Annotated in this window: 13 protein-coding genes, 1 tRNA gene and 3 pseudogenes; 11 read left to right on the forward strand and 6 right to left on the reverse strand. The window is 63.2% G+C overall.

The genetic code is table 11. The features are described 5' to 3' along the window. Nucleotides 1-19: 19 nt before the first annotated feature. The 6 genes from ACTGJ9_RS00875 (at nucleotide 20) to ACTGJ9_RS00900 (ending at nucleotide 7,475) form a co-directional block, all read left to right on the forward strand. Nucleotides 20-898: a branched-chain amino acid ABC transporter permease gene (locus tag ACTGJ9_RS00875; protein WP_148773579.1), complete on the forward strand. Its 879-nt coding sequence runs from the start codon at nucleotides 20-22 to the stop codon at nucleotides 896-898. Between the two features lie 2 nt (nucleotides 899-900). Next, entirely contained in the window at nucleotides 901-1,917 is a 1,017-nt protein-coding gene (locus tag ACTGJ9_RS00880; protein WP_456675534.1) for a branched-chain amino acid ABC transporter permease, read from the forward strand. Between the two features lie 29 nt (nucleotides 1,918-1,946). Continuing rightward, nucleotides 1,947-3,176, forward strand: a complete 1,230-nt coding sequence (locus ACTGJ9_RS00885) for an ABC transporter substrate-binding protein (protein ID WP_456675535.1) — start codon at nucleotides 1,947-1,949, stop codon at nucleotides 3,174-3,176. A 119-nt stretch (nucleotides 3,177-3,295) separates the two neighbouring features. After that, complete coding sequence (locus tag ACTGJ9_RS00890; protein WP_456675536.1) at nucleotides 3,296-4,522, forward strand: ABC transporter substrate-binding protein; 1,227 nt, start codon at nucleotides 3,296-3,298, stop codon at nucleotides 4,520-4,522. A gap of 236 nt (nucleotides 4,523-4,758) precedes the next feature. Further along, the gene (locus ACTGJ9_RS00895; protein ID WP_456675537.1) at nucleotides 4,759-5,988 is read left to right on the forward strand and encodes an ABC transporter substrate-binding protein; all 1,230 of its coding nucleotides are present in this window, start codon (nucleotides 4,759-4,761) and stop codon (nucleotides 5,986-5,988) included. Nucleotides 5,989-6,191: 203 nt separating this feature from the next. Further along, nucleotides 6,192-7,475 (forward strand): glycerate kinase type-2 family protein, encoded by a 1,284-nt coding sequence (locus ACTGJ9_RS00900; protein ID WP_456675538.1) that lies wholly within the window; start codon nucleotides 6,192-6,194, stop codon nucleotides 7,473-7,475. A 170-nt stretch (nucleotides 7,476-7,645) separates the two neighbouring features. On the opposite strand, the gene ACTGJ9_RS00905 is transcribed toward ACTGJ9_RS00900, so the two are convergent. Beyond that, nucleotides 7,646-8,167, reverse strand: a complete 522-nt coding sequence (locus tag ACTGJ9_RS00905) for a MarR family winged helix-turn-helix transcriptional regulator (RefSeq protein ID WP_456675539.1) — start codon at nucleotides 8,165-8,167, stop codon at nucleotides 7,646-7,648. A gap of 174 nt (nucleotides 8,168-8,341) precedes the next feature. Here ACTGJ9_RS00905 and ACTGJ9_RS00910 point away from each other — a divergent pair, with 174 nt between their 5' ends. Genes ACTGJ9_RS00910 through ACTGJ9_RS00920 form a run of 3 tightly spaced genes read left to right on the forward strand, consistent with a single transcriptional unit; the run spans nucleotide 8,342 to nucleotide 11,887 of the window. Continuing rightward, on the forward strand, nucleotides 8,342-9,382 hold the full coding sequence (locus ACTGJ9_RS00910) for a branched-chain amino acid ABC transporter permease (protein ID WP_456675540.1): 1,041 nt from the start codon (nucleotides 8,342-8,344) through the stop codon (nucleotides 9,380-9,382). A gap of 7 nt (nucleotides 9,383-9,389) precedes the next feature. After that, the gene (locus ACTGJ9_RS00915) at nucleotides 9,390-11,159 is read left to right on the forward strand and encodes a branched-chain amino acid ABC transporter ATP-binding protein/permease (RefSeq protein WP_456675541.1); all 1,770 of its coding nucleotides are present in this window, start codon (nucleotides 9,390-9,392) and stop codon (nucleotides 11,157-11,159) included. Next, nucleotides 11,156-11,887: an ABC transporter ATP-binding protein gene (locus ACTGJ9_RS00920; protein WP_456675542.1), complete on the forward strand. Its 732-nt coding sequence runs from the start codon at nucleotides 11,156-11,158 to the stop codon at nucleotides 11,885-11,887. Before ACTGJ9_RS00915 ends, ACTGJ9_RS00920 begins: the two co-directional genes overlap by 4 nt. Here ACTGJ9_RS00920 and ACTGJ9_RS00925 read toward each other — a convergent pair whose 3' ends face one another. Further along, nucleotides 11,888-12,430, reverse strand: a complete 543-nt coding sequence (locus ACTGJ9_RS00925) for a disulfide bond formation protein B (RefSeq protein WP_456675543.1) — start codon at nucleotides 12,428-12,430, stop codon at nucleotides 11,888-11,890. 157 nt (nucleotides 12,431-12,587) lie between these two features. Here ACTGJ9_RS00925 and ACTGJ9_RS00930 point away from each other — a divergent pair. Together ACTGJ9_RS00930 and ACTGJ9_RS00935 are read left to right on the forward strand one after the other, a co-directional pair. Continuing rightward, a tRNA-Leu gene (locus ACTGJ9_RS00930) sits at nucleotides 12,588-12,672 on the forward strand. 222 nt (nucleotides 12,673-12,894) lie between these two features. Then, on the forward strand, nucleotides 12,895-14,265 hold the full coding sequence (locus ACTGJ9_RS00935) for a tyrosine-type recombinase/integrase (RefSeq protein ID WP_456675544.1): 1,371 nt from the start codon (nucleotides 12,895-12,897) through the stop codon (nucleotides 14,263-14,265). An 842-nt stretch (nucleotides 14,266-15,107) separates the two neighbouring features. Here ACTGJ9_RS00935 and ACTGJ9_RS00940 read toward each other — a convergent pair. The 4 genes and pseudogenes from ACTGJ9_RS00940 to ACTGJ9_RS00955 form a co-directional block, all read right to left on the reverse strand. After that, nucleotides 15,108-15,291 (reverse strand): annotated as a pseudogene (locus tag ACTGJ9_RS00940) (HlyD family secretion protein); the annotation flags it as partial. A gap of 66 nt (nucleotides 15,292-15,357) precedes the next feature. Further along, nucleotides 15,358-16,140, reverse strand: a complete 783-nt coding sequence (locus ACTGJ9_RS00945) for a 3-hydroxybutyrate dehydrogenase (protein WP_456675545.1) — start codon at nucleotides 16,138-16,140, stop codon at nucleotides 15,358-15,360. 42 nt (nucleotides 16,141-16,182) lie between these two features. After that, nucleotides 16,183-17,357: pseudogene (locus ACTGJ9_RS00950) on the reverse strand (DUF3734 domain-containing protein). A gap of 100 nt (nucleotides 17,358-17,457) precedes the next feature. Next, a pseudogene (locus ACTGJ9_RS00955) lies at nucleotides 17,458-18,189 on the reverse strand (acetoacetate decarboxylase); the annotation flags it as partial. Nucleotides 18,190-18,243: the final 54 nt, after the last annotated feature.

Here is an 18,243-nt window from a genome sequence, read left to right on the forward strand (position 1 = left end):
TGCTTTAGGAGCCGGCACAATGGAACTGTTTACCAACCAGGTGCTGGCGGGGATTGCCACGGGCGCGATCTATGCCTGCATGGCGCTCGCCGTGGTCATGATCTACCAGGCGATCGACCACCTCAACTTCGCGCAGGGCGAGATGGCGATGTTCTCGACCTTCATCTCCTGGCAATTGATGCAATGGGGCGTGCCCTATTGGGGCGCGTTCATCATCGCGCTGGCGCTCTCCTTCGTCGGCGGCATCGCCATCGAGCGCATCCTGTTCAAGCCGCTGGCAAAGGCGCCGGTGCTGACCAACGTCGCCGGCTTCATCGCGCTCTACGCGATCATCAACTCCTCGGCCGGCCTGATCTGGGATTTCACCATCAAGCAATATCCGACCCCGTTCGGCTCCTCGCCGTTCCTCGGCAGCCAGCTGATCTCGACGCACCAGGCCGGGATGATCGGCGTCACCGTGCTGCTGCTGATCGGACTCTATTTCTTCTTCCAGTACACGCGGATCGGCCTTGCGATGCGGGCGGCCGCCTCGGTGCCTGAATCGGCTCGGCTGGTCGGCATCAACACCTCCTGGATGATCGCGCTCGGCTGGGGCATGGCGTCGGCCATCGGCGCCATCGCCGGCATGCTGATCGCGCCCGTCGTATTCCTCGAGCCCAACATGATGGGCGGCGTGCTGATCTACGGCTTCGCCGCCGCCGTGCTCGGGGGACTGACCAGCCCGTTCGGCGCCGTGGTCGGCGGCTTCCTGGTCGGCATCTTCGAGAACCTCGCCGGCACCTACATTCCCGGCGTCGGTAACGAGCTGAAACTCCCGATCGCGCTCGCGCTGATCATCTCCGTCCTGGTCGTCAAGCCCGCTGGTCTGTTCGGCCGGCACATCGTCAAGCGAGTTTGATCATGAGCGCAGCAGAAGACGTCGTCACGGAAGCCCCGGCCGTCGAGGCGGTTCCGAAGCGGGCCATGACGCTGGGCACAGGCACCTCGTTGGTGGTGCTGCTGCTTCTCATCGCCGTGCCGCTGTTCGCGAAGAACTTCGTGATCTTCCAGCTGACCCAGCTGTTGTATCTGGGCCTCGCGGTGCTGGCGCTGAACATCCTGACCGGCGGCTCGGGCCAGTTCTCGCTCGGCCAGAGCGCGTTCTACGCCATCGGCGCCTACGTCACCGCTGTCATGATGGAGCAGTTCAACGTCCCGTACTTCCTCTGCCTGCCGGTCGCGGCCGTGCTGTGCTTCGGCGCGGGTTTCCTGTTCGGCCAGCCGGCGCTGCGGCTCTCCGGCGTCTACCTTGCGCTTGCGACCTTCGCGCTCGCCACCGCGATGCCGCAGCTGCTCAAGCTGAACTTCCTCGAGCCCTGGACCGGCGGCGTGCAGGGCCTCGTCGTCACCAAGCCCGATGCGCCGTTCGGCCTGCCGATGTCGCAGGACATGTGGCTGTATTATTTCACGCTCGTCGTCGTGCTCGCGATCTACATCTTCTCCGTGAACCTGCTGCGCTCCCGCTCGGGCCGCGCCTTCATGGCGATCCGCGACAACGAGATCGCGGCCTCCGCGATGGGTATCAACGTCGCGCTGTACAAGACGCTCGCCTTCGGCGTCTCCGCGGCCGTTACCGGCGTCGCCGGGGGCCTGAGCGCGATCGCGGTGCAGTTCGTCGCACCCGACAGCTTCACCATCACGCTCGCGATCCAGCTGTTCCTCGGCATGGTCGTGGGCGGCGTCGGCTGGCTGCCCGGCTCGATCGTCGGCGCGGCCTTCATCATCTTCGTGCCGAACATCGCCGAGGGCATCTCCAAGGGCCTCTCCGGCGCCGTGTTCGGCGTGCTCCTGTTCGCCGTCATCTACCTCGTGCCGCATGGCGCAAGGCAAGTCGCAATCCTGGGCCAGCAACTCGCCGGAAGGCTCAGAAAGAACTGAAACCGTTCAATTAAGCAAGGAGACCAAATTTGTTTTTCGGAAGAACACTGCGAACCACCGCACTCGTAACGGCGGTCGCGACCCTCACCTCCGGCGCAGCACTCGCCCAGAAGAAATACGACACCGGCGCGTCCGATACCGAGATCAAGATCGGCAACATCATGCCGTACAGCGGTCCGGCGTCGGCCTATGGCATCATCGGCAAGACCGAAGAAGCCTATATCAAGATGATCAACGACAAGGGCGGCATCAACGGCCGCAAGATCGTCTACGTCACCTATGACGACGGCTATTCGCCGCCCAAGGCGGTCGAGCAGGTCCGCAAGCTGGTCGAAAGCGACGAGGTGCTCGCCGTGTTCAACCCGCTCGGCACGCCCTCGAACACCGCGATTCAGAAATATCTGAACGCCAAGAAGATCCCGCAGTTGTTCGTCGCGACCGGCGCGACCAAATGGAACGACCCGAAGAACTTCCCCTGGACCATGGGCTGGCAGCCCTCCTACCAGAGCGAAGCGCAGATCTACGCGAAATGGCTGATGAAGGAGAAGCCCGACGCCAAGGTCGCGATCCTCTATCAGAACGACGATTTCGGCAAAGACTACCTTAAGGGCACCAAGGACGGTTTTGGTGCCAAGGCTTCGTCCATGATCATCATGGAGGAAAGCTATGAGGTCTCCGAGCCATCGATCGACGGCCACATCGTCAAGATCAAGGCCGCCAATCCCGACGTGCTGCTGATCTACACGACGCCGAAGTTCGGCGCCCAGACCATCAAGAAGACAGCCGAACTCGGCTGGAAGCCGCTGCAGATCATCACCAACGTGTCGGCCTCGGTCGGCAGCGTGATGAAGCCGGCGGGCTTCGAGGCCGCGCAGAACGTGCTGTCGGCGGCCTATGCCAAGGACGGCGCCGATCCGCGCTGGGCCGACGATGCCGGCATGAAGAAGTGGGCCGAGTTCCTCGACAAGTACATGCCCGGCGCCGACAAGACCGACTCGAGCATCGTCTACGGCTACGGCGCCGCGCAGACGCTGGTCAAGGCACTGGAACAGTGCGGTGACGATCTCACCCGCGCCAACCTGATGAAGCAGGCGGCGAGCCTGAAGGACTTTACGCCGGACACCCTGCTGCCCGGCGTCAAGATCAACACCGGACCGAGCGACTTCGCCCCGATCAGCCAGCTGCAGATGCAGCGGTTCAAGGGCGAGAAGTGGGAACAGTTCGGCGAGATCCTGAGCGGCGACGTCGCTCCGGAGTGACGCGCTGACGCTATAGTCCAAGGTTGAAAAGCCCCCGCGCGCACTCGCGGGGGCTTTTTGTTGACGTCGTGCATCAATCTTGTTCAATGCGACGCCGATCCAGTTGAGGTAGGAGAGCAATGGCTGTCGTTCGATTTCAGGTTGCGGCGCTTTCGGTCGGATTCGCGTTGTGCACTGCGATAAGCAATCCCGCGCTGGCACAGAAGTCCTACGACAGCGGCGTCTCCGATACCGAGATCAAGATCGGCAACATCATGCCCTATAGCGGCCCGGCCTCGGCCTACGCCGTGATCGGCAAGGCCGAGGAAGCGTATTTCAACAAGGTCAATGCCGAGGGCGGCGTGCACGGCCGCAAGATCAAATTCATCTCGTATGACGATGCTTACTCGCCGCCGAAGACGGTGGAACAGGCGCGCAAGCTGGTCGAGAGCGACAACGTGCTGCTGATCTTCGGCTCGCTCGGCACCTCCACCAACAGCGCCATCCGCAACTACATGAACGTGAAGAAGGTGCCGCAATTGTTCGTCGCGAGCGGCGCCTCGAAGTGGAACGATCCCAAGCAATATCCGTGGACCATGGGCTGGCAGCCGAGCTATGCCAGCGAGGCCAAGGTCTACGCCAAGTACATCCTGAAGGAGAAGCCGGACGGCAAGATCGGCGTGCTCTACCAGAACGACGACTTCGGCAAGGACTATCTGAAGGGGCTGAAGGACGGGCTCGGCGCCAGGGCCTCGATGATCGTGATCGAGGAGCCTTACGACACCTCGGAGCCTGCGATCGACGAGCACGTCGTGAAGCTGAAGGCCTCCGGCGCCGACATCTTCATCAGCATCACCACGCCGAAATTCGCGGCGCAAGCGATCAAGAAGGCGGCCGAGATCAACTGGCACCCGATGCACATCATCTCCAACGTCTCGGCCTCGGTCGGCGGCGTGATCGAGCCGGCGGGCTTGGAGATCTCGCAAGGCATCCTGTCGGCGAGCTACACCAAGGACGGCTCCGACCCGCAGTGGAACGCCGACGAAGGCATGAGGAGGTTCTATAATTTCGTCACGCAGTTCGATCCGAAGGCCGACAAGCTCGATGCCGGCGTGGTATTCGGCTATGCCGCCGCGCAGACCATGGTGAAGGTGCTGCAGATGTGTGGCGACAATCTCACCCGCGACAACATCATGAAGCAGGCGGCGAGCCTGAAGGACTTCGAGCCGGACACGCTGCTCCCCGGCATCAAGATCAACACCGCGCCCGACGATTTCGCGCCGATCGAGCAGCTCCAGATGATGCGATTCAAGGGCAAGGCCTGGGAATTGTTCGGCGATATCATCTCGAGCGACCTCGGCCATTAACAGCAACCGAAAATAGCTCGACGCCCGCCAGGCAACTCAAGACGGCCGCATCTTCTCGCAGTTGCACAGGACGGCGCCGGCCTTGCTGACTACTAAAGACGCAGCCCCTGCGACGTTGTCGCGGGGGCTTTCTGTTGAAGGCATCAGGTAAATCGTATTGAATTGCGGCCGCGTCGCCAAAAACAGTCAAGGCAAGAAAAGGAACGCACACACACCAAGAAAATAGGGAGATCTGAATGCCCGCTGTCACCGGCAAGCTTGCGGCCGCGTCACTGGCGCTCGTGCTCATTGCGGCTACGACCTCGATCGCATCGGCCCAGAAGAAATACGATACCGGCGCGACCGATACCGAAATCAAGATCGGCAACATCATGCCCTACAGCGGACCGGCCTCCGCCTACGGCATCATCGGGCGGACCGAAGCCGCCTATTTCAAGAAGATCAACGACGAAGGCGGCATCAACGGCCGCAAGATCAACTACATCAGCTATGACGACGCCTACTCGCCGCCGAAAACGGTCGAGCAGGCGCGCAAGCTGGTCGAGAGCGACGAGGTGCTGTTCATCTTCAACTCGCTCGGCACGCCGTCGAACTCGGCGATCCACAAATACATGAACACGAAGAAAGTGCCGCAGCTGTTCGTCGCCACCGGCGCCACCAAGTGGAACGATCCGCAGAACTTCCCGTGGACGATGGGCTGGCAGCCCAACTACCAGAGCGAAACACAGATCTATGCGAAATGGCTTTTGAAGAACAAGCCCGACGCCAAGATCGCCGTACTCTACCAGAACGACGACTACGGCAAGGACTATCTCAAAGGCCTGAAGGACGGCCTGGGAGCCAAGGCCGCCTCGATGATCGTCATGGAGGAGAGCTATGAGACCACCGAGCCGACCATCGACAGCCACATCGTCAAGCTGCGGTCGACCGGCGCCAACGTCTTCATGAACATCACGACGCCGAAATTCGCGGCGCAAGCGATCAAGAAGGTCGCCGAGATCGGCTGGAAGCCGCTGCACTTCCTCAACAACGTCTCGGCCTCCGTCGGCAGCGTGATGAAGCCCGCCGGATACGAGAACGGCCAGGACATCATCTCGGCCGACTATCTCAAGGATGTATCCGATCCGGAATGGGCCAACGATCCCGGCATGAAGGAATTTCTGGCGTTCATGGGCAAGTACTTCCCCGAGGGCGACAAGCTCGATAAGGGCACCATCGTCGGCTATGCCGTGTCGCAGACGCTGGTCCAGGTGCTGAAGCAGTGCGGCGATGATCTCACGCGCGAGAACATCATGAAGCAGGCGGCAAGCCTGAAGAACTTCCGCACCGAAGCGCTGCTGCCGGGCATCCAGATCAACACCGGCCCGAACGACTTTGCGCCGATCAGCCAGCTCCGGCTCGAGAGGTTCAAGGGCGAGCGCTGGGAATTGTTCGGCGACGTCATCAGCGCCGACGCCGGCGGCTGATCTTTTTTACTGTCCGACGATAACAAGCCCCCTGCGAGATGATCGCAGGGGGCTTTTGCTGTGTCGATTATGATCACGCGATTGCACAATCGAATGATGGCAAAGCCTGCTTACCCTTTCGCGCCCGATGCGCTAGGCAGGGGCATGGGCGACGCTCTCGTCCTCGCTCTAGTCTGCTCACGAGTTTGCTGAAGGCCATCGTCATGACCGACCGCCGCCCCCTGCTCCGCGCGCTCTACGACGCCGCCGTTGCCGCCGCCCATCCCGACACGATCCTGGCGCCGCATCTGCGCCCCGCGCCTGCAGGCCGCGTGATCTGCCTCGCCGCCGGCAAGGGCGCGGCTGCAATGGCTGCGGCGGCGGAGAGGCACTATCTCGACACGCTCGCGCTCGCGCCGGAGCGGCTCGTCGGTATCGCCACCACCCGCCATGGCTATGGCGTGCCGACGCGCCGCATTCGCGTCGTCGAGGCCGGCCATCCCGTGCCGGATGAGGCTGGCCTCAAGGGCGCCGCCGACACGCTCGCGCTCGCGGGCGAGGCCGGACCGGACGATCTGCTGCTGGTGCTGCTCACCGGCGGCGGCTCGGCCAACTGGATCGCGCCGGTCGACGGCATCAGCTTTGCGCAGAAGCAGGCAGTCAACAAGGCGCTGCTGCGATCGGGCGCGCCGATCGGCGAGATGAACGTCGTCCGAAAACATCTCTCGCGCATCAAGGGCGGGCGGCTGGCGCGCGCAGGCCAAAACGCCGCCGAAATCGTGACGCTCGCAATCTCCGACGTGCCGCATGACGACCCGTCCGCGATCGCCTCCGGCCCGACGGCCCCCGATCCGACCACGCTGGCGGATGCACGCGCGATCGTCGCAAAATACAAGCTCGCCATCGACGATGCCGTGCGCCGTGCGCTCGACGATCCCGCCAATGAAAGCGCCAAGCCGGGTGATGCCGCCTTTGCGCGCGCGCATTTCGAATTGATCGCGCGCCCGAAGCAATCGCTCGACGCCGCAGTGAAGCTCGCAAAGGACGCCGGCTACGAGACCATCGATCTCGGCGCCGATCTCGAGGGCGAGGCCCGGGAGGTCGCGGCCGATCACGCCAGGCGCGCACTCGTGGCCCGCGCGCAAGGCAAGCGCGTCGCGATACTCTCCGGCGGCGAGCTCACGGTCACCGTGCGCGGCCATGGTCGCGGCGGGCCGAACCAGGAATATGCGCTGGCGCTGGCCGAGCTGCTCAAGGACACGCCCGACATCTCCGCACTCGCCGGCGATACCGATGGCGCCGACGGCGGCGCCGGCCATCCCACCGACCCCGCCGGCGCACTGATCGACGCGGCGACATTCGCCAAGATGAAAGCGCTTTCGCTTCAGCCGCAGGCGTATCTCGACAACAACGACGCGACGACGTTCTTCGAGGCAACGGGCGATCTGCTGATGCCCGGCCCGACATTGACCAACGTCAACGATATCCGGGTGATCCTGGTGGATTGAGGTCGCGCGCCGGGGTCGCTGTCATTCCCCGCGAAGGCGGGGAATCCAGTACGCCGCGGCCTCTCCGTATCCCACTTCGGTCTCTGGAATACTGGATCGCCCGCCTTCTGCGGGCGATGACAGCCGAGAATGTGGGTCGACCGGTCAAGCCGGGCGATGACAGCGGAGGCTCAAAACTCGTTCGCGATCTTCGACAGCATTTCGAGCAGGGCTTCGCGGTTGGCCTGTCCGAGCAGCTCGTTGAGCCGCGACTCGTGCTTGGTGGCGACGAGCTTCTTGGCGCGCGTCAGCACGGCCTTGCCCTTGTCGGTCAAAACCAGGATATGCGAGCGGCGGTCGTTGGTGGAGCGGATCCGGGCGCAGAGGTCGCGGCTCTCGAGATTGTCGAGCAGGGCGACGAAATTCGGCCGGAGGATGCCGAGGGTGGAGGCGATCTCGGTCTGGTTACGGCCGGGGTTCTTCTCCACCAGCAGCAGCACCGAAAACTGCGCCGGCGTCAGCTGCAGCGAGGCCATGCAGCGCAAGAAGTTCTCGAACACCTTGAGCTGGGCGCGCTTGAGCACATAGCCCAGCTGTTCCGAGAGCTCGCCGAGCTGGAGGGCTTCGGGCAGGCCCTCGGCGGCATCCTTGCGGCCCTTGGCCGCGTCACCCGGTTTTTCGGAGGACTTTTCAGCTGTTTTGGAAACGGTCATCGCCTCATGCTCGCAATCCCGCTAAAATCGGGACGGGTCGTTTGCCCTTGAAGTTATAATTGATAATTGTTATGGACCATATCAAATATCGTCAGCGTATTTCAATGGCTGTGAACGGACCATCCACCGCGATCGCGGCGACCGGTCCTTAATCTCAAGGGGGAGCGTCCGGTCTTGAACACCACCATCATGCTGTTCCTGCTGCAGGACGGCATTACCAATGGCGCGATCTACGCGCTGCTCGGCCTGGCGCTGGTGCTGGTGTTCGCCGTCACCCGCGTCATCCTCATCCCGCAGGGCGAATTCGTCACCTATGGCGCGCTGACCTATGCCTCGCTGGCCTCGGGCCAGATGCCGGGCACGGCCAAGCTCGCGCTGGCCATGGGCATCGTCGCCTTCGCCTTCGACCTGTTCGTGGCCCGCAAGGCGCTGCATGGCCGGCTGATCGTCCGCAGCGCCCTCGCCAACATCGTGCTGCCGGCCATCGTGCTGGCGCTGACGATCACCTTTGCCGCCCAGAAGCCGCCGGTCGCGGTCTGCATCGCGCTGTCGCTGGTGATCGTTGCCATGATCGGCCTCTATCTCTACCGCATCGCGTTCCAGCCGCTGGCCCACACCTCGGTGCTGGTGCTGCTGATCGCCTCGGTCGGCGTCCATCTGGCGCTGCAGGGACTGGGCCTGTTGTTCTTCGGCGCCGAAGGCCAGCGCGGCCCGGCGGTGCTGTCCGGCGCCTTCACCGCGGGCTCGCTGCGCTTCACCGGCCAGAGCCTCACGGTCTACGGCATCACCATCGCCTTCATCGTAGGGCTCTGGCTGTTCTTCGGGCTGACACTCTACGGCAAGGCGCTGCGCGCCACCGCCGTCAACCGGCTTGGCGCGCGGCTCGCCGGCATCCGCACCACGCTCTCGGGCCAGATCGCCTTCCTGCTGGCCTCCGTCATCGGCGCGCTGTCGGGCATCATGATCGTGCCGATCACGACGCTCTATTATGACTCGGGCTTCCTGATCGGCCTGAAGGGCTTTGTCGCCGCGATCATCGGCGGCCTCGTCAGCTATCCCCTCACGGCGGTCGCGGCCCTCTTCGTCGGCATCGTCGAGGCGTTCTCGTCCTTCTATGCCTCCAACTACAAGGAGGTGATCGTGTTCATGCTCCTGATCCCCGTGCTGCTGCTGCGGTCGCTGGCAGCACCTGCGGTCGAGGAAGAGAAGGACTGACGCCAAGATGCAGAGCCGGCTTCCCATCCTCATCTTCGCAGTTTTGATGGCAGCGATCCCGTTCGTACCCGGCATGCCGCCATTCTGGATCGTGCTGCTCGACAATATCGGCCTCACCGCGCTGGTCGCGATGGGCCTCGTGCTGCTCACGGGTGTCGGTGGCCTGACCTCGTTCGGTCAGGCGGCCTTCGTCGGCTTCGGCGCCTACACCACGGCGCTGCTGACGACGGCCTACGGCCTGTCGCCCTGGCTGACCTTGCCGCTCTCGCTCGTGATCAGTGGATTGCTCGCGGTGCTGCTCGGCCTGGTGACGGTCCGCCTCTCCGGCCATTATCTGCCGCTCGGCACGCTGGCCTGGGGGCTCGGCCTTTTCTACCTGTTCAGCAAGCTGGAATTCCTCGGGCGCAACGACGGCATCTCGGCGATCCCGCCGCTGTCGATCGGCACGTTCAGGATGCTCTCACCCGGCTCGATCTACTTTGCGATCTGGGTCGCGGTCATCCTCTCGGCCCTGCTCACGATGAACCTGCTGGACTCCCGCACCGGCCGCGCCATCCGCGCGCTGCGGCGCGGCCATGTCGCGGCCGAAGCGTTCGGCGTGCACACGCCGCGCGCAAAGCTGCTGGTGTTCATCCACGCCGCCGTGCTCGCCGGCCTCTCCGGCTGGCTCTACGCCCATCTCCAGCGTGCGGTGAACCCGACGCCGTTCGGTGCGCAGGCCGGCATCGAATATCTCTTCATCGCCGTGGTCGGCGGCGCCGGTTACGTCTGGGGCGGCGTGCTGGGCGCGGCCATCGTCGTGATCCTGAAAGAGGTGCTGCAGAGCTATCTGCCGCTGATCCTGCCCGGCTCCGGCCAGGTCGAAACCATCGTGTTCGGCATCATGCTGGTGGCGCTGCTGCAACTTGCGCCCGGCGGCGTCTGGCCCTGGCTGATGTCGTTGCTGCCCGAACGCACCGGTGGCAGGAAGCCGGACACCTCGCTGAAGCTCGAGGCGCGTCCCCGCTCGCCCGGCCAGTCCAGCGTGCTGCTTCAGGTCGAGAAGGCGCGCAAGCAATTCGGCGGCGTGGTCGCCGTCAACAACGTCTCCTTCGACGTCCAGGCCCGCGAGATCGTCGCGCTGATCGGACCCAACGGCGCCGGCAAGAGCACCACCTTCAACCTGATCACCGGCGTGCTGTCGGCGACCTCGGGCTCGGTCTCGGTGCTCGGCCAGAAAGTAGATCGCGCGCCGCCGCAGGAGATCGTCAAGCTCGGCATTTTCCGCACCTTCCAGCACGTCAAGCTGGTGCCTGACATGACCGTGCTGGAGAATGTCGCGATCGGCGCGCATCTGCGCGGCCATTCCGGGCCGCTCGCCTCGATGCTGCGTCTCGACCGCGCCGATGAAGCGAAACTGCTTGCGGAAGCCGCCCGCCAGATCGAGCGCGTCGGCCTCGCCGACCAGATGCATCAGCTCGCAGGATCGTTGTCGCTGGGACAGCAGCGCATCGTCGAGATCGCGCGCGCGCTGTGCGTCGATCCGATGCTGCTGCTGCTCGACGAGCCCGCGGCCGGCCTGCGCCACATGGAAAAGCAGCAGCTCGCCAAGCTGCTGCGCGATTTGCGCGACGGCGGCATGAGCGTGCTGCTGGTCGAGCACGACATGGGCTTCGTGATGAATCTCGCCGACCGCATCGTGGTGCTGGATTTCGGCACCAAGATCGCGGAGGGCACGCCCGCCACGATCAAGACCAATCCCGAAGTGATCAAGGCCTATCTCGGAGTGGCGGCATGAGCGCGCTGTTGTCCGTCAACGATGCGCATGTCGCCTATGGCAAGGTCGAAGCCGTGCGCTCGGTCGCGCTCGAAGTCGGCGAGAACCAGATCGTCACCATCGTCGGCGCCAACGGCGCCGGCAAGACCACGCTGCTGTCGGCCATCATGGGCATCCTGCCCTTGAAGGGCCGCGTCGCCTTTGCCGGCCAGGACCTGGCCCGGCTCGACATCGAGGACCGCGTCGCGATGGGGCTTGGCCTCGTGCCCGAGCACCGCGAATTGTTCGTGACCATGAATGTCGAGGACAATCTCGAGCTGGGCGCTTTCCGTATCGAGCGCAGCAAGGCAAAGGCCTCGATGGAGCAGGTCTATGCGCTGTTTCCGCGGCTCAAGGAGCGGCGCAAGCAGCTCGCCGGCACGCTTTCCGGCGGCGAGCAGCAGATGCTCGCGATGGGCCGGGCGCTGATGGGCGCCCCGAAGCTCTTGATGCTGGACGAGCCGAGCCTCGGGCTCGCGCCGATCATCGTCGCCGACATCTTCCGCATCGTCACCGAGCTGCGCGCCAGCGGCGTCTCCGTGCTGCTGGTCGAGCAGAACGCGCAGGCGGCGCTGAAGATCGCCGACCAGGCTTACGTGATGGAGCTCGGCGAATTTGTGCTCAGCGGCAAAGCCAGCGACATCGCGGCAAACGAGGCGGTGGCGGCGAGCTATCTCGGCTTCCAGCACGAAGGCGCGAGCGTGCTGTAATTACGTGCGCTGCGCCGTCCGGACAAAACCCCAGGCGGCGATCGCGGCCATCGACAGCGAGATCAGCACGTTGTAGCCGGCGAGCGACAGGCCGAGGAAGCGCCACTGCACCTCGTCGCAGCGGACGACCTTGACGGTGTCGAGCCGCGACAGCAGATCGCCGGCGCTGCCGAGATTGACGACCGGGCCGCTGCAATCGGTCGGCCCCTTCCATAACCCCCATTCGACGCCGGAGTGATAGGTGCCGAGGCCGGCATTGCCGAGCGCCGCCAGCGCGAGGATCGCGAGCCCGGCCAGCAGCAGCGGCCGCGGCGCGCCGCCCCGCGCCGCAAGCGCCGTGAGCGCACCGAGAGGGATCGCGAGATAATAGGCGTAGCGCTGCTCGAGGCAGAGCGGACAGGGCAGGATCTCCAGCACGAGCTGAAAGAACCAGGCCCCCGCGATCGTCGCCGCCGCGATCAGGGTGACGGCCGCTGAGGCGGTCAGCGCGGGCGCCCTGGCGGCCGGTCGAAATGCGGGTATTGCAGCGCTCTGGGTCGTCACGGCGGCCTCTCCGGATCAGGCTTGGCTTCAACGCTCTAACCCCGGTCCATGCCCCTGTCGAGAACGCCCGGGATCACTTTGGCGCGGGTTGACCCCGGTTTCTCCATGGCTATAGTCCGCCGACTTCGCGAGGCTTCCTTCCCGGGACCGACCGAGGGCCCCTGTGGCGGAACTGGTAGACGCGCTCGACTCAAAATCGAGTTCCGCAAGGAGTGCTGGTTCGATTCCGGCCAGGGGCACCAACTAGGCTGTTCAGGCCCGTTCTCAAACGTCCGCAAACGTCCGCGCACTGCTCGGAAACCCTTGAAAAATAGGCACTTCCGCGTACATTCTGGTTCGTCACCGTTTGTTCTTCTCCGATCCCAGCCGGCCGATTTGCTGGTATTTTTGCTGGTATCGTGCTGGTATTGGGAGAACAAACGTTCACGGCGACTTTGGCTATTCCGAATGAAGGAATTGAGCAGATGGCCGGCAAGAACGATGGCGCGTACGCCGATCCCAGGCAGATCAGGACCGACGTCGACTGCCGCGCCGCCCGACCGAAATTCGACAAGGGCGCGTGGAGTCCCGCCAAAATTTCCGACGTGACCGGCGGCTGGCTCTATCTCTTCGTCACGCCGGACGTGAGCAGGCCCGGCAACGCTGCCTCCAAGCTCTGGCGGATGGACTACCGTTTCCACGGCCGTCAGAAAACATACTCCATCGGACCTTACGGCAACGGCAAGGATGGCACGTTCTCGCTCGCCGACGCGCGGCGCGAGCGCGACAAAGCCAAAGACCTGCTGAAGGACGGCAAGGACCCGAGCACCGAGAAGCAGCTCGATAAGCACAGGCAGGCGGCTGCCCGGCCTTTCGGGCAATGGGCCGACGAGTGGCTGGCGAAGAAGAAGGTGGAGAAAGTCAAACGCGGCAGGATCGTCGCGGTGCGCGATCCCAAGACCATCGAGGTGCTTGAGCTGCGCGTCGGCTACGTCAAGGCTCGCTTCGGCAAGCTGTGCAGGCAGGACATCAAGCGTCCGGACGTGCTCGCGTTCATGCGTTCATACGAAGCCGAGGGAAAGCTGGAAACCCGCGATCGCGTGCGCAGCATCGGTGAGCAAATCTGTGACTATGCCGATGTCGAAGGCGACGGCTACAATCCATTCCGAAATCTGAATGGGCAGATGATTGCCAACATTTCGATGCCGCGTCCTGGCGTCACCGAACCACGCGACGTGACGCGCGTCTTCAAGCTCATCAGCGCACCGTGGGCGAGAGCGAGGTTTGGTGACGTTGTTGGCCTTGCCTTGCGCTTCGATGCGCTGACTATTCCCCGCCCCGGCATGGTCAATGAAATGGAGTGGAGCGAGGTCGATTGGGACGCCGAACGCTGGACTATTCCAGCCACAAAGATGAAAACCGGTTGGGACCATGTCGTGCCCTTGTCACGACAGGCACTCGCAATCCTGCGCAGCGTTCAGAAGCTGACCGGCCATCGCCGATACGCGTTTTCCTGCTCGAAGGACGCGCCGCTATCGAACAACACGCTCAACAAGCGCTTGCGGCTGCTTGGCATCGACACCAAGACTGATCATTGTGCCCACGGATTCCGGACCACCTTCTCGACCCTGTCTCACCACGAAGAGATCAAAGACGCCAAGGCATGGGATGGGGACGTCGTCGAGCTGCAGCTCGCCCATCTTGATAACTCCACTGTGGAAGGTCTCTACAAGAAGCACGGACCGCTCGCGCTGATCGGCTCGCGCACGAAGCTGATGCAGCATTGGGCTGATCGGATCGACCACTGGCTCGATCCCAAGAAGGTGATGCCGATCAAGGGTGACGCGCAGGGTTGAGTCACCTAACATCGCCGCCCGCGGCTTAATCTGTTTGAAAGGTTCAAATAGCGGAGGCGCGACAACGGACACCGACATTCGTTCAAGTGATATCTGATCAAGAGCATCCCTGCGTCCCGAACGCAGTGAGCATCTTCTAAGTTGTTGATTTTTCTTGTGTGCCAGTTGTTTTCGCCACGTTTTGTTCACGGTCGTTTCACCCAATTCGTTGCGATTTCGTTGCGGAGCTCTGAGAGAGAACGGCCGTCACTGTTGCATGCCGCGTCTCCTGGAGGCTGGCGCTCTCTCGATGCCCTTCGGATCCAACGGCAAAGATGGACAAGTGGCGTTCGAACCGGTCCGACGATGCATCAGCGAAAGGCGCGTTCGGCGAAAAAGCTCCATGTCGTTTCCGACAGAGCCGCTGATTAAGAGTCAGCCTCGAGTCGAGAATAATCAATGACTTGCCGATCGCACCACTGCGAGTGTCTGGCCGAAGATGGACATTCGTCGCACGATCCCGGTGCTTCGTGCTTCGCCTATTGCTCTGGCGTGGAAGAACGCGCGATCGTGCCGTGCGACATCTTGGTTGGAATCCAGCTTGCGGGCGGCAAGAACCCCAACTTTCTGCCGGACGCTAGGCTCTAACTATGGACCGTTGCGGGTACCTCCAGCCACTCATACCGAACATCCAGTTTGACCACGGCGCACGTACGATTTGGGGGCTGACGTGGCCAGCCCCCAAAGCATCTTGGCACCAGCAAACTCGTCTCAATCTCAATGCGCCATTGCGGCAGCGGCTTTCGGACTTGACTGGGACTGCCGCCTCCGGGCTGAACTTTCCTGTCGCCCCTCGTGGGCCCGCCCGCCCGGACGGTATGGTTGTCCTCGACCTCGAGGGCCACGACGTAGCCCGCAACCTTCGACGCGAGCGAGGTCTGTCGCCGCCAATATCTAGGCGTTATCGGTGAACATTGCGTTTGAATGGGCATAAGTCCAGCTGCAAGCCACGGCGGCGGCGCCGAGGCATAGCACCAAGCCGACCATCTTTTTCTAGCTGAGATGCGCCACGATACTCTCCTGCAATTGAAGCCTGTGCCCATTCACTCGCGGTCACTGGGCGGTCCAGCCGCCATCGACCGAGATTGCGGTGCCCGTGATCTGGTCTGCCGCGGCGGAGCACAGGAACGCGACGGTGCCGCCAAGCTGCTCCGGAGAGACAAAATCCAGAGACGGCTGCTTCTCGGACAGGAGCTCCAGGGTGGCTTCCTTTTGACTGATGCCGCGTTGCGCCGCGATGTCGCTGATCTGCTTTTCGACCAGCGGCGTTCGCACCCAGCCGGGACACACCGCATTGCAGGTCACGCCGCTCCCGGCTGTTTCCAGACCAACCACCTTGGTCAGACCGACCAGCCCGTGCTTGGCCGCGACATAGGCGGCCTTGTGGGTCGATGCGACGAGCCCGTGCGCGGACGCGATGTTGACGATCCGTCCCCAGCGCTGCTTTTTCATCTGAGGCACCGCGGCGGCAATGCCGTGGAAGGCCGCCGACAGATTGATACCGAGGATTGCATCCCACTTGGCGGTTGGGAATTCCTCCACCGGCGCGGTGAATTGGATGCCGGCATTGTTGACGAGGATGTCGAGGCGCCCGAACTTTTCGATCGTCGCGGCAATCAGTCCGCGCACCGCATCGCCCTTCGACATGTCGGCGCCGTCATAGCCGATCCGCACGCCATGGTCACGTTCGATCCCGCTACGGATCGCCTCGATCTCGCCGAGATCGCCTAAACCGTTCAACACCAGGTCGGCGCCGAGCCTCGCCAGCTCTTTGGCGATCCCGAGCCCGATGCCGCTGGTCGATCCGGTTACGATAGCTACCTTGCCCTTCAACATGGAAATTCCTTTCGATGCTTGAGAAGTGAAATCTGCGGGAACTCAGTCGCGGCGATGGACGTCATGGGTAACGATGCCACGCTCCGGTGCCGGCGGGTCGAGGCGATTTGGATCGGCCAACGTGCGGCGGATGTCGTCGAGCCCGCTCTGCCAATGCGCGCGCATCGCGCTCAGCCCGAACTCGTAGTCCCTGGAATGGCCCTCGTGTAGCTTGCTCTGATAGATCAGGTGGACGATGTTGTAGGAGCGATGGCGGGCCATATCCACAATGGCGCGGATTTCCGGCTTCGCCTTTGCGCTTTCCGGCAGCTCCTGCATCGTCCGCTGCAACGCTTGACGCATCTTCTGCATCCGCAGCACCTGATCGGTAACAGCGCGCGTGCGGCTCGAGTATTGTATGTCCTTTTGCCGGCTCGAAACTTCCATCATGTCGTGGGGCACGCGACCTCTCGCCGACCAGAGATCGATCTGGAATGTCAGGGTGTCACACGGCTCGCCGGACAGCACGCGGGAAAGAGGTGTATTGGACACTATGCCGCCATCCCAGTAGTGCTCGCCTTCAATTTCGACGGCGGGGAATCCCGGTGGCAGCGCGCCGGAAGCCATAAAATGCTTCGGCCCCAGCCGGCGCTCGGCGCTGTCGAAATAGGTCAAGTTGCCCGTGCGGACGTTGACCGCGCCGACGCTGACGCGCACTTCACCCGAGTTCAACCGATCGAAGTCGACGAGCCGCTCCAGCGTCCGCTGCAATGGTGCCGTGTCGTAGAAGCTGGTTGCGGCATCGCCCGAGAATGGCGACCAGAGCGGCGACGGGAAGCGCGGCTTGAAGAAGCCTGGCTGACCCTGGACCAAAGCCCTCGTCGCCGCCATCGCGTTGCGCACCGAATTGATGTCGAACGCAAGGGCAAGGCATTGGCCAATCCTTCGCCGGCGGGCCACTCGATCGAACGAGCACAAATGGTCTCCCAGAACTCGCGCAGCCGTGCCACGCGTTCGGTCTCAGGCGAGCCGGCGATGATGGCGGCGTTGAGTGCACCGATTGAAATGCCGGCCAGCCAGTTCGGCCGGATACTGGCCTCGTGTAGGCCCTCATAGACGCCGGCCTGATAGGCCCCCAGCGCTCCGCCACCCTGCAGCACCAAGGCGACGACATCGTATGGCAACGGCTTGGCGTGCTGCGCAGAAGAACTGGATTGCTCGCGCATGACGTTCAACATTTGCGAAACTCCGATATTTTGACTGATCTCGATCAACCCGCATTCGTTTCGGCCAGGATCCGGACCGCGACCCGTGGCGCGGTACCGTCTCACCCGGGGTCAGATAATCGTGAACCACGGTGCCAAGCCCGAGGGTGAGGTCGGCGACGATGTGCTTGGCGGACAGAACCTGAAGCACCGGCAGCTCGGCCACGGGAGCCAGGGCATGCGAACACAGATCCAACGCAGCCGGACCGGTCCAGGCGCCTTTCACGGTGATGTCTTCGAGGTGATAGCGCACCAGCTCGCAGATGCGCGCCGTGCCGTCGACGTGCGGGATGATCTTGAGCAAGAAGTTCGGGGCCGCGAGCTTCCTGGCTTCGACAGCCGGCTCGAGCGTGCGGTGCTTGTAGCCCATCGTACCGGTGGCGACGCGAACCGAGCCGTAGTTCAAGGTTCCGACCAGGGTGTCGATCTCGACGGCGAGCCTCGGCTGCGCCAGTTTCTTGGGAAAGCCCCAAATTTCACGCCCGCCTGCAATGGGTGGATGATCGTTGAGGAACATCTGGTGGGTGAAGCTGCCGACCTCGCCCTGGTAGGACACCGGAATGACCTGACCGCTTTCGGTGTAATCGCCGAAGCCGGTTGAGTCAGGCATGCGGATGAATTCGTAATTCACCACCGGCTCGGTGAGCTCAAGCGGTGCCGGCACCAGCCGTCGCAGCGCCTCGGGGTCGGTCCGGTACTGGATGATGAAGTATTCCCGGTTGACGAAGCGGTAGGGGCCGGGTGGAAAGGCCGGGTTGATCAGCGGCATGGCGAACGCCGTCGCGCGCACGGTCTCGTGTTTCATCGTAGTGAGCTCCAGGTTGATCGATGGTGATCGAGCCGCGCTTCTGGGTGAGAA

Origin of the sequence: Bradyrhizobium sp. RDM12 (genome assembly GCF_051917485.1) — a bacterium.
Taxonomy (GTDB): domain Bacteria; phylum Pseudomonadota; class Alphaproteobacteria; order Rhizobiales; family Xanthobacteraceae; genus Bradyrhizobium.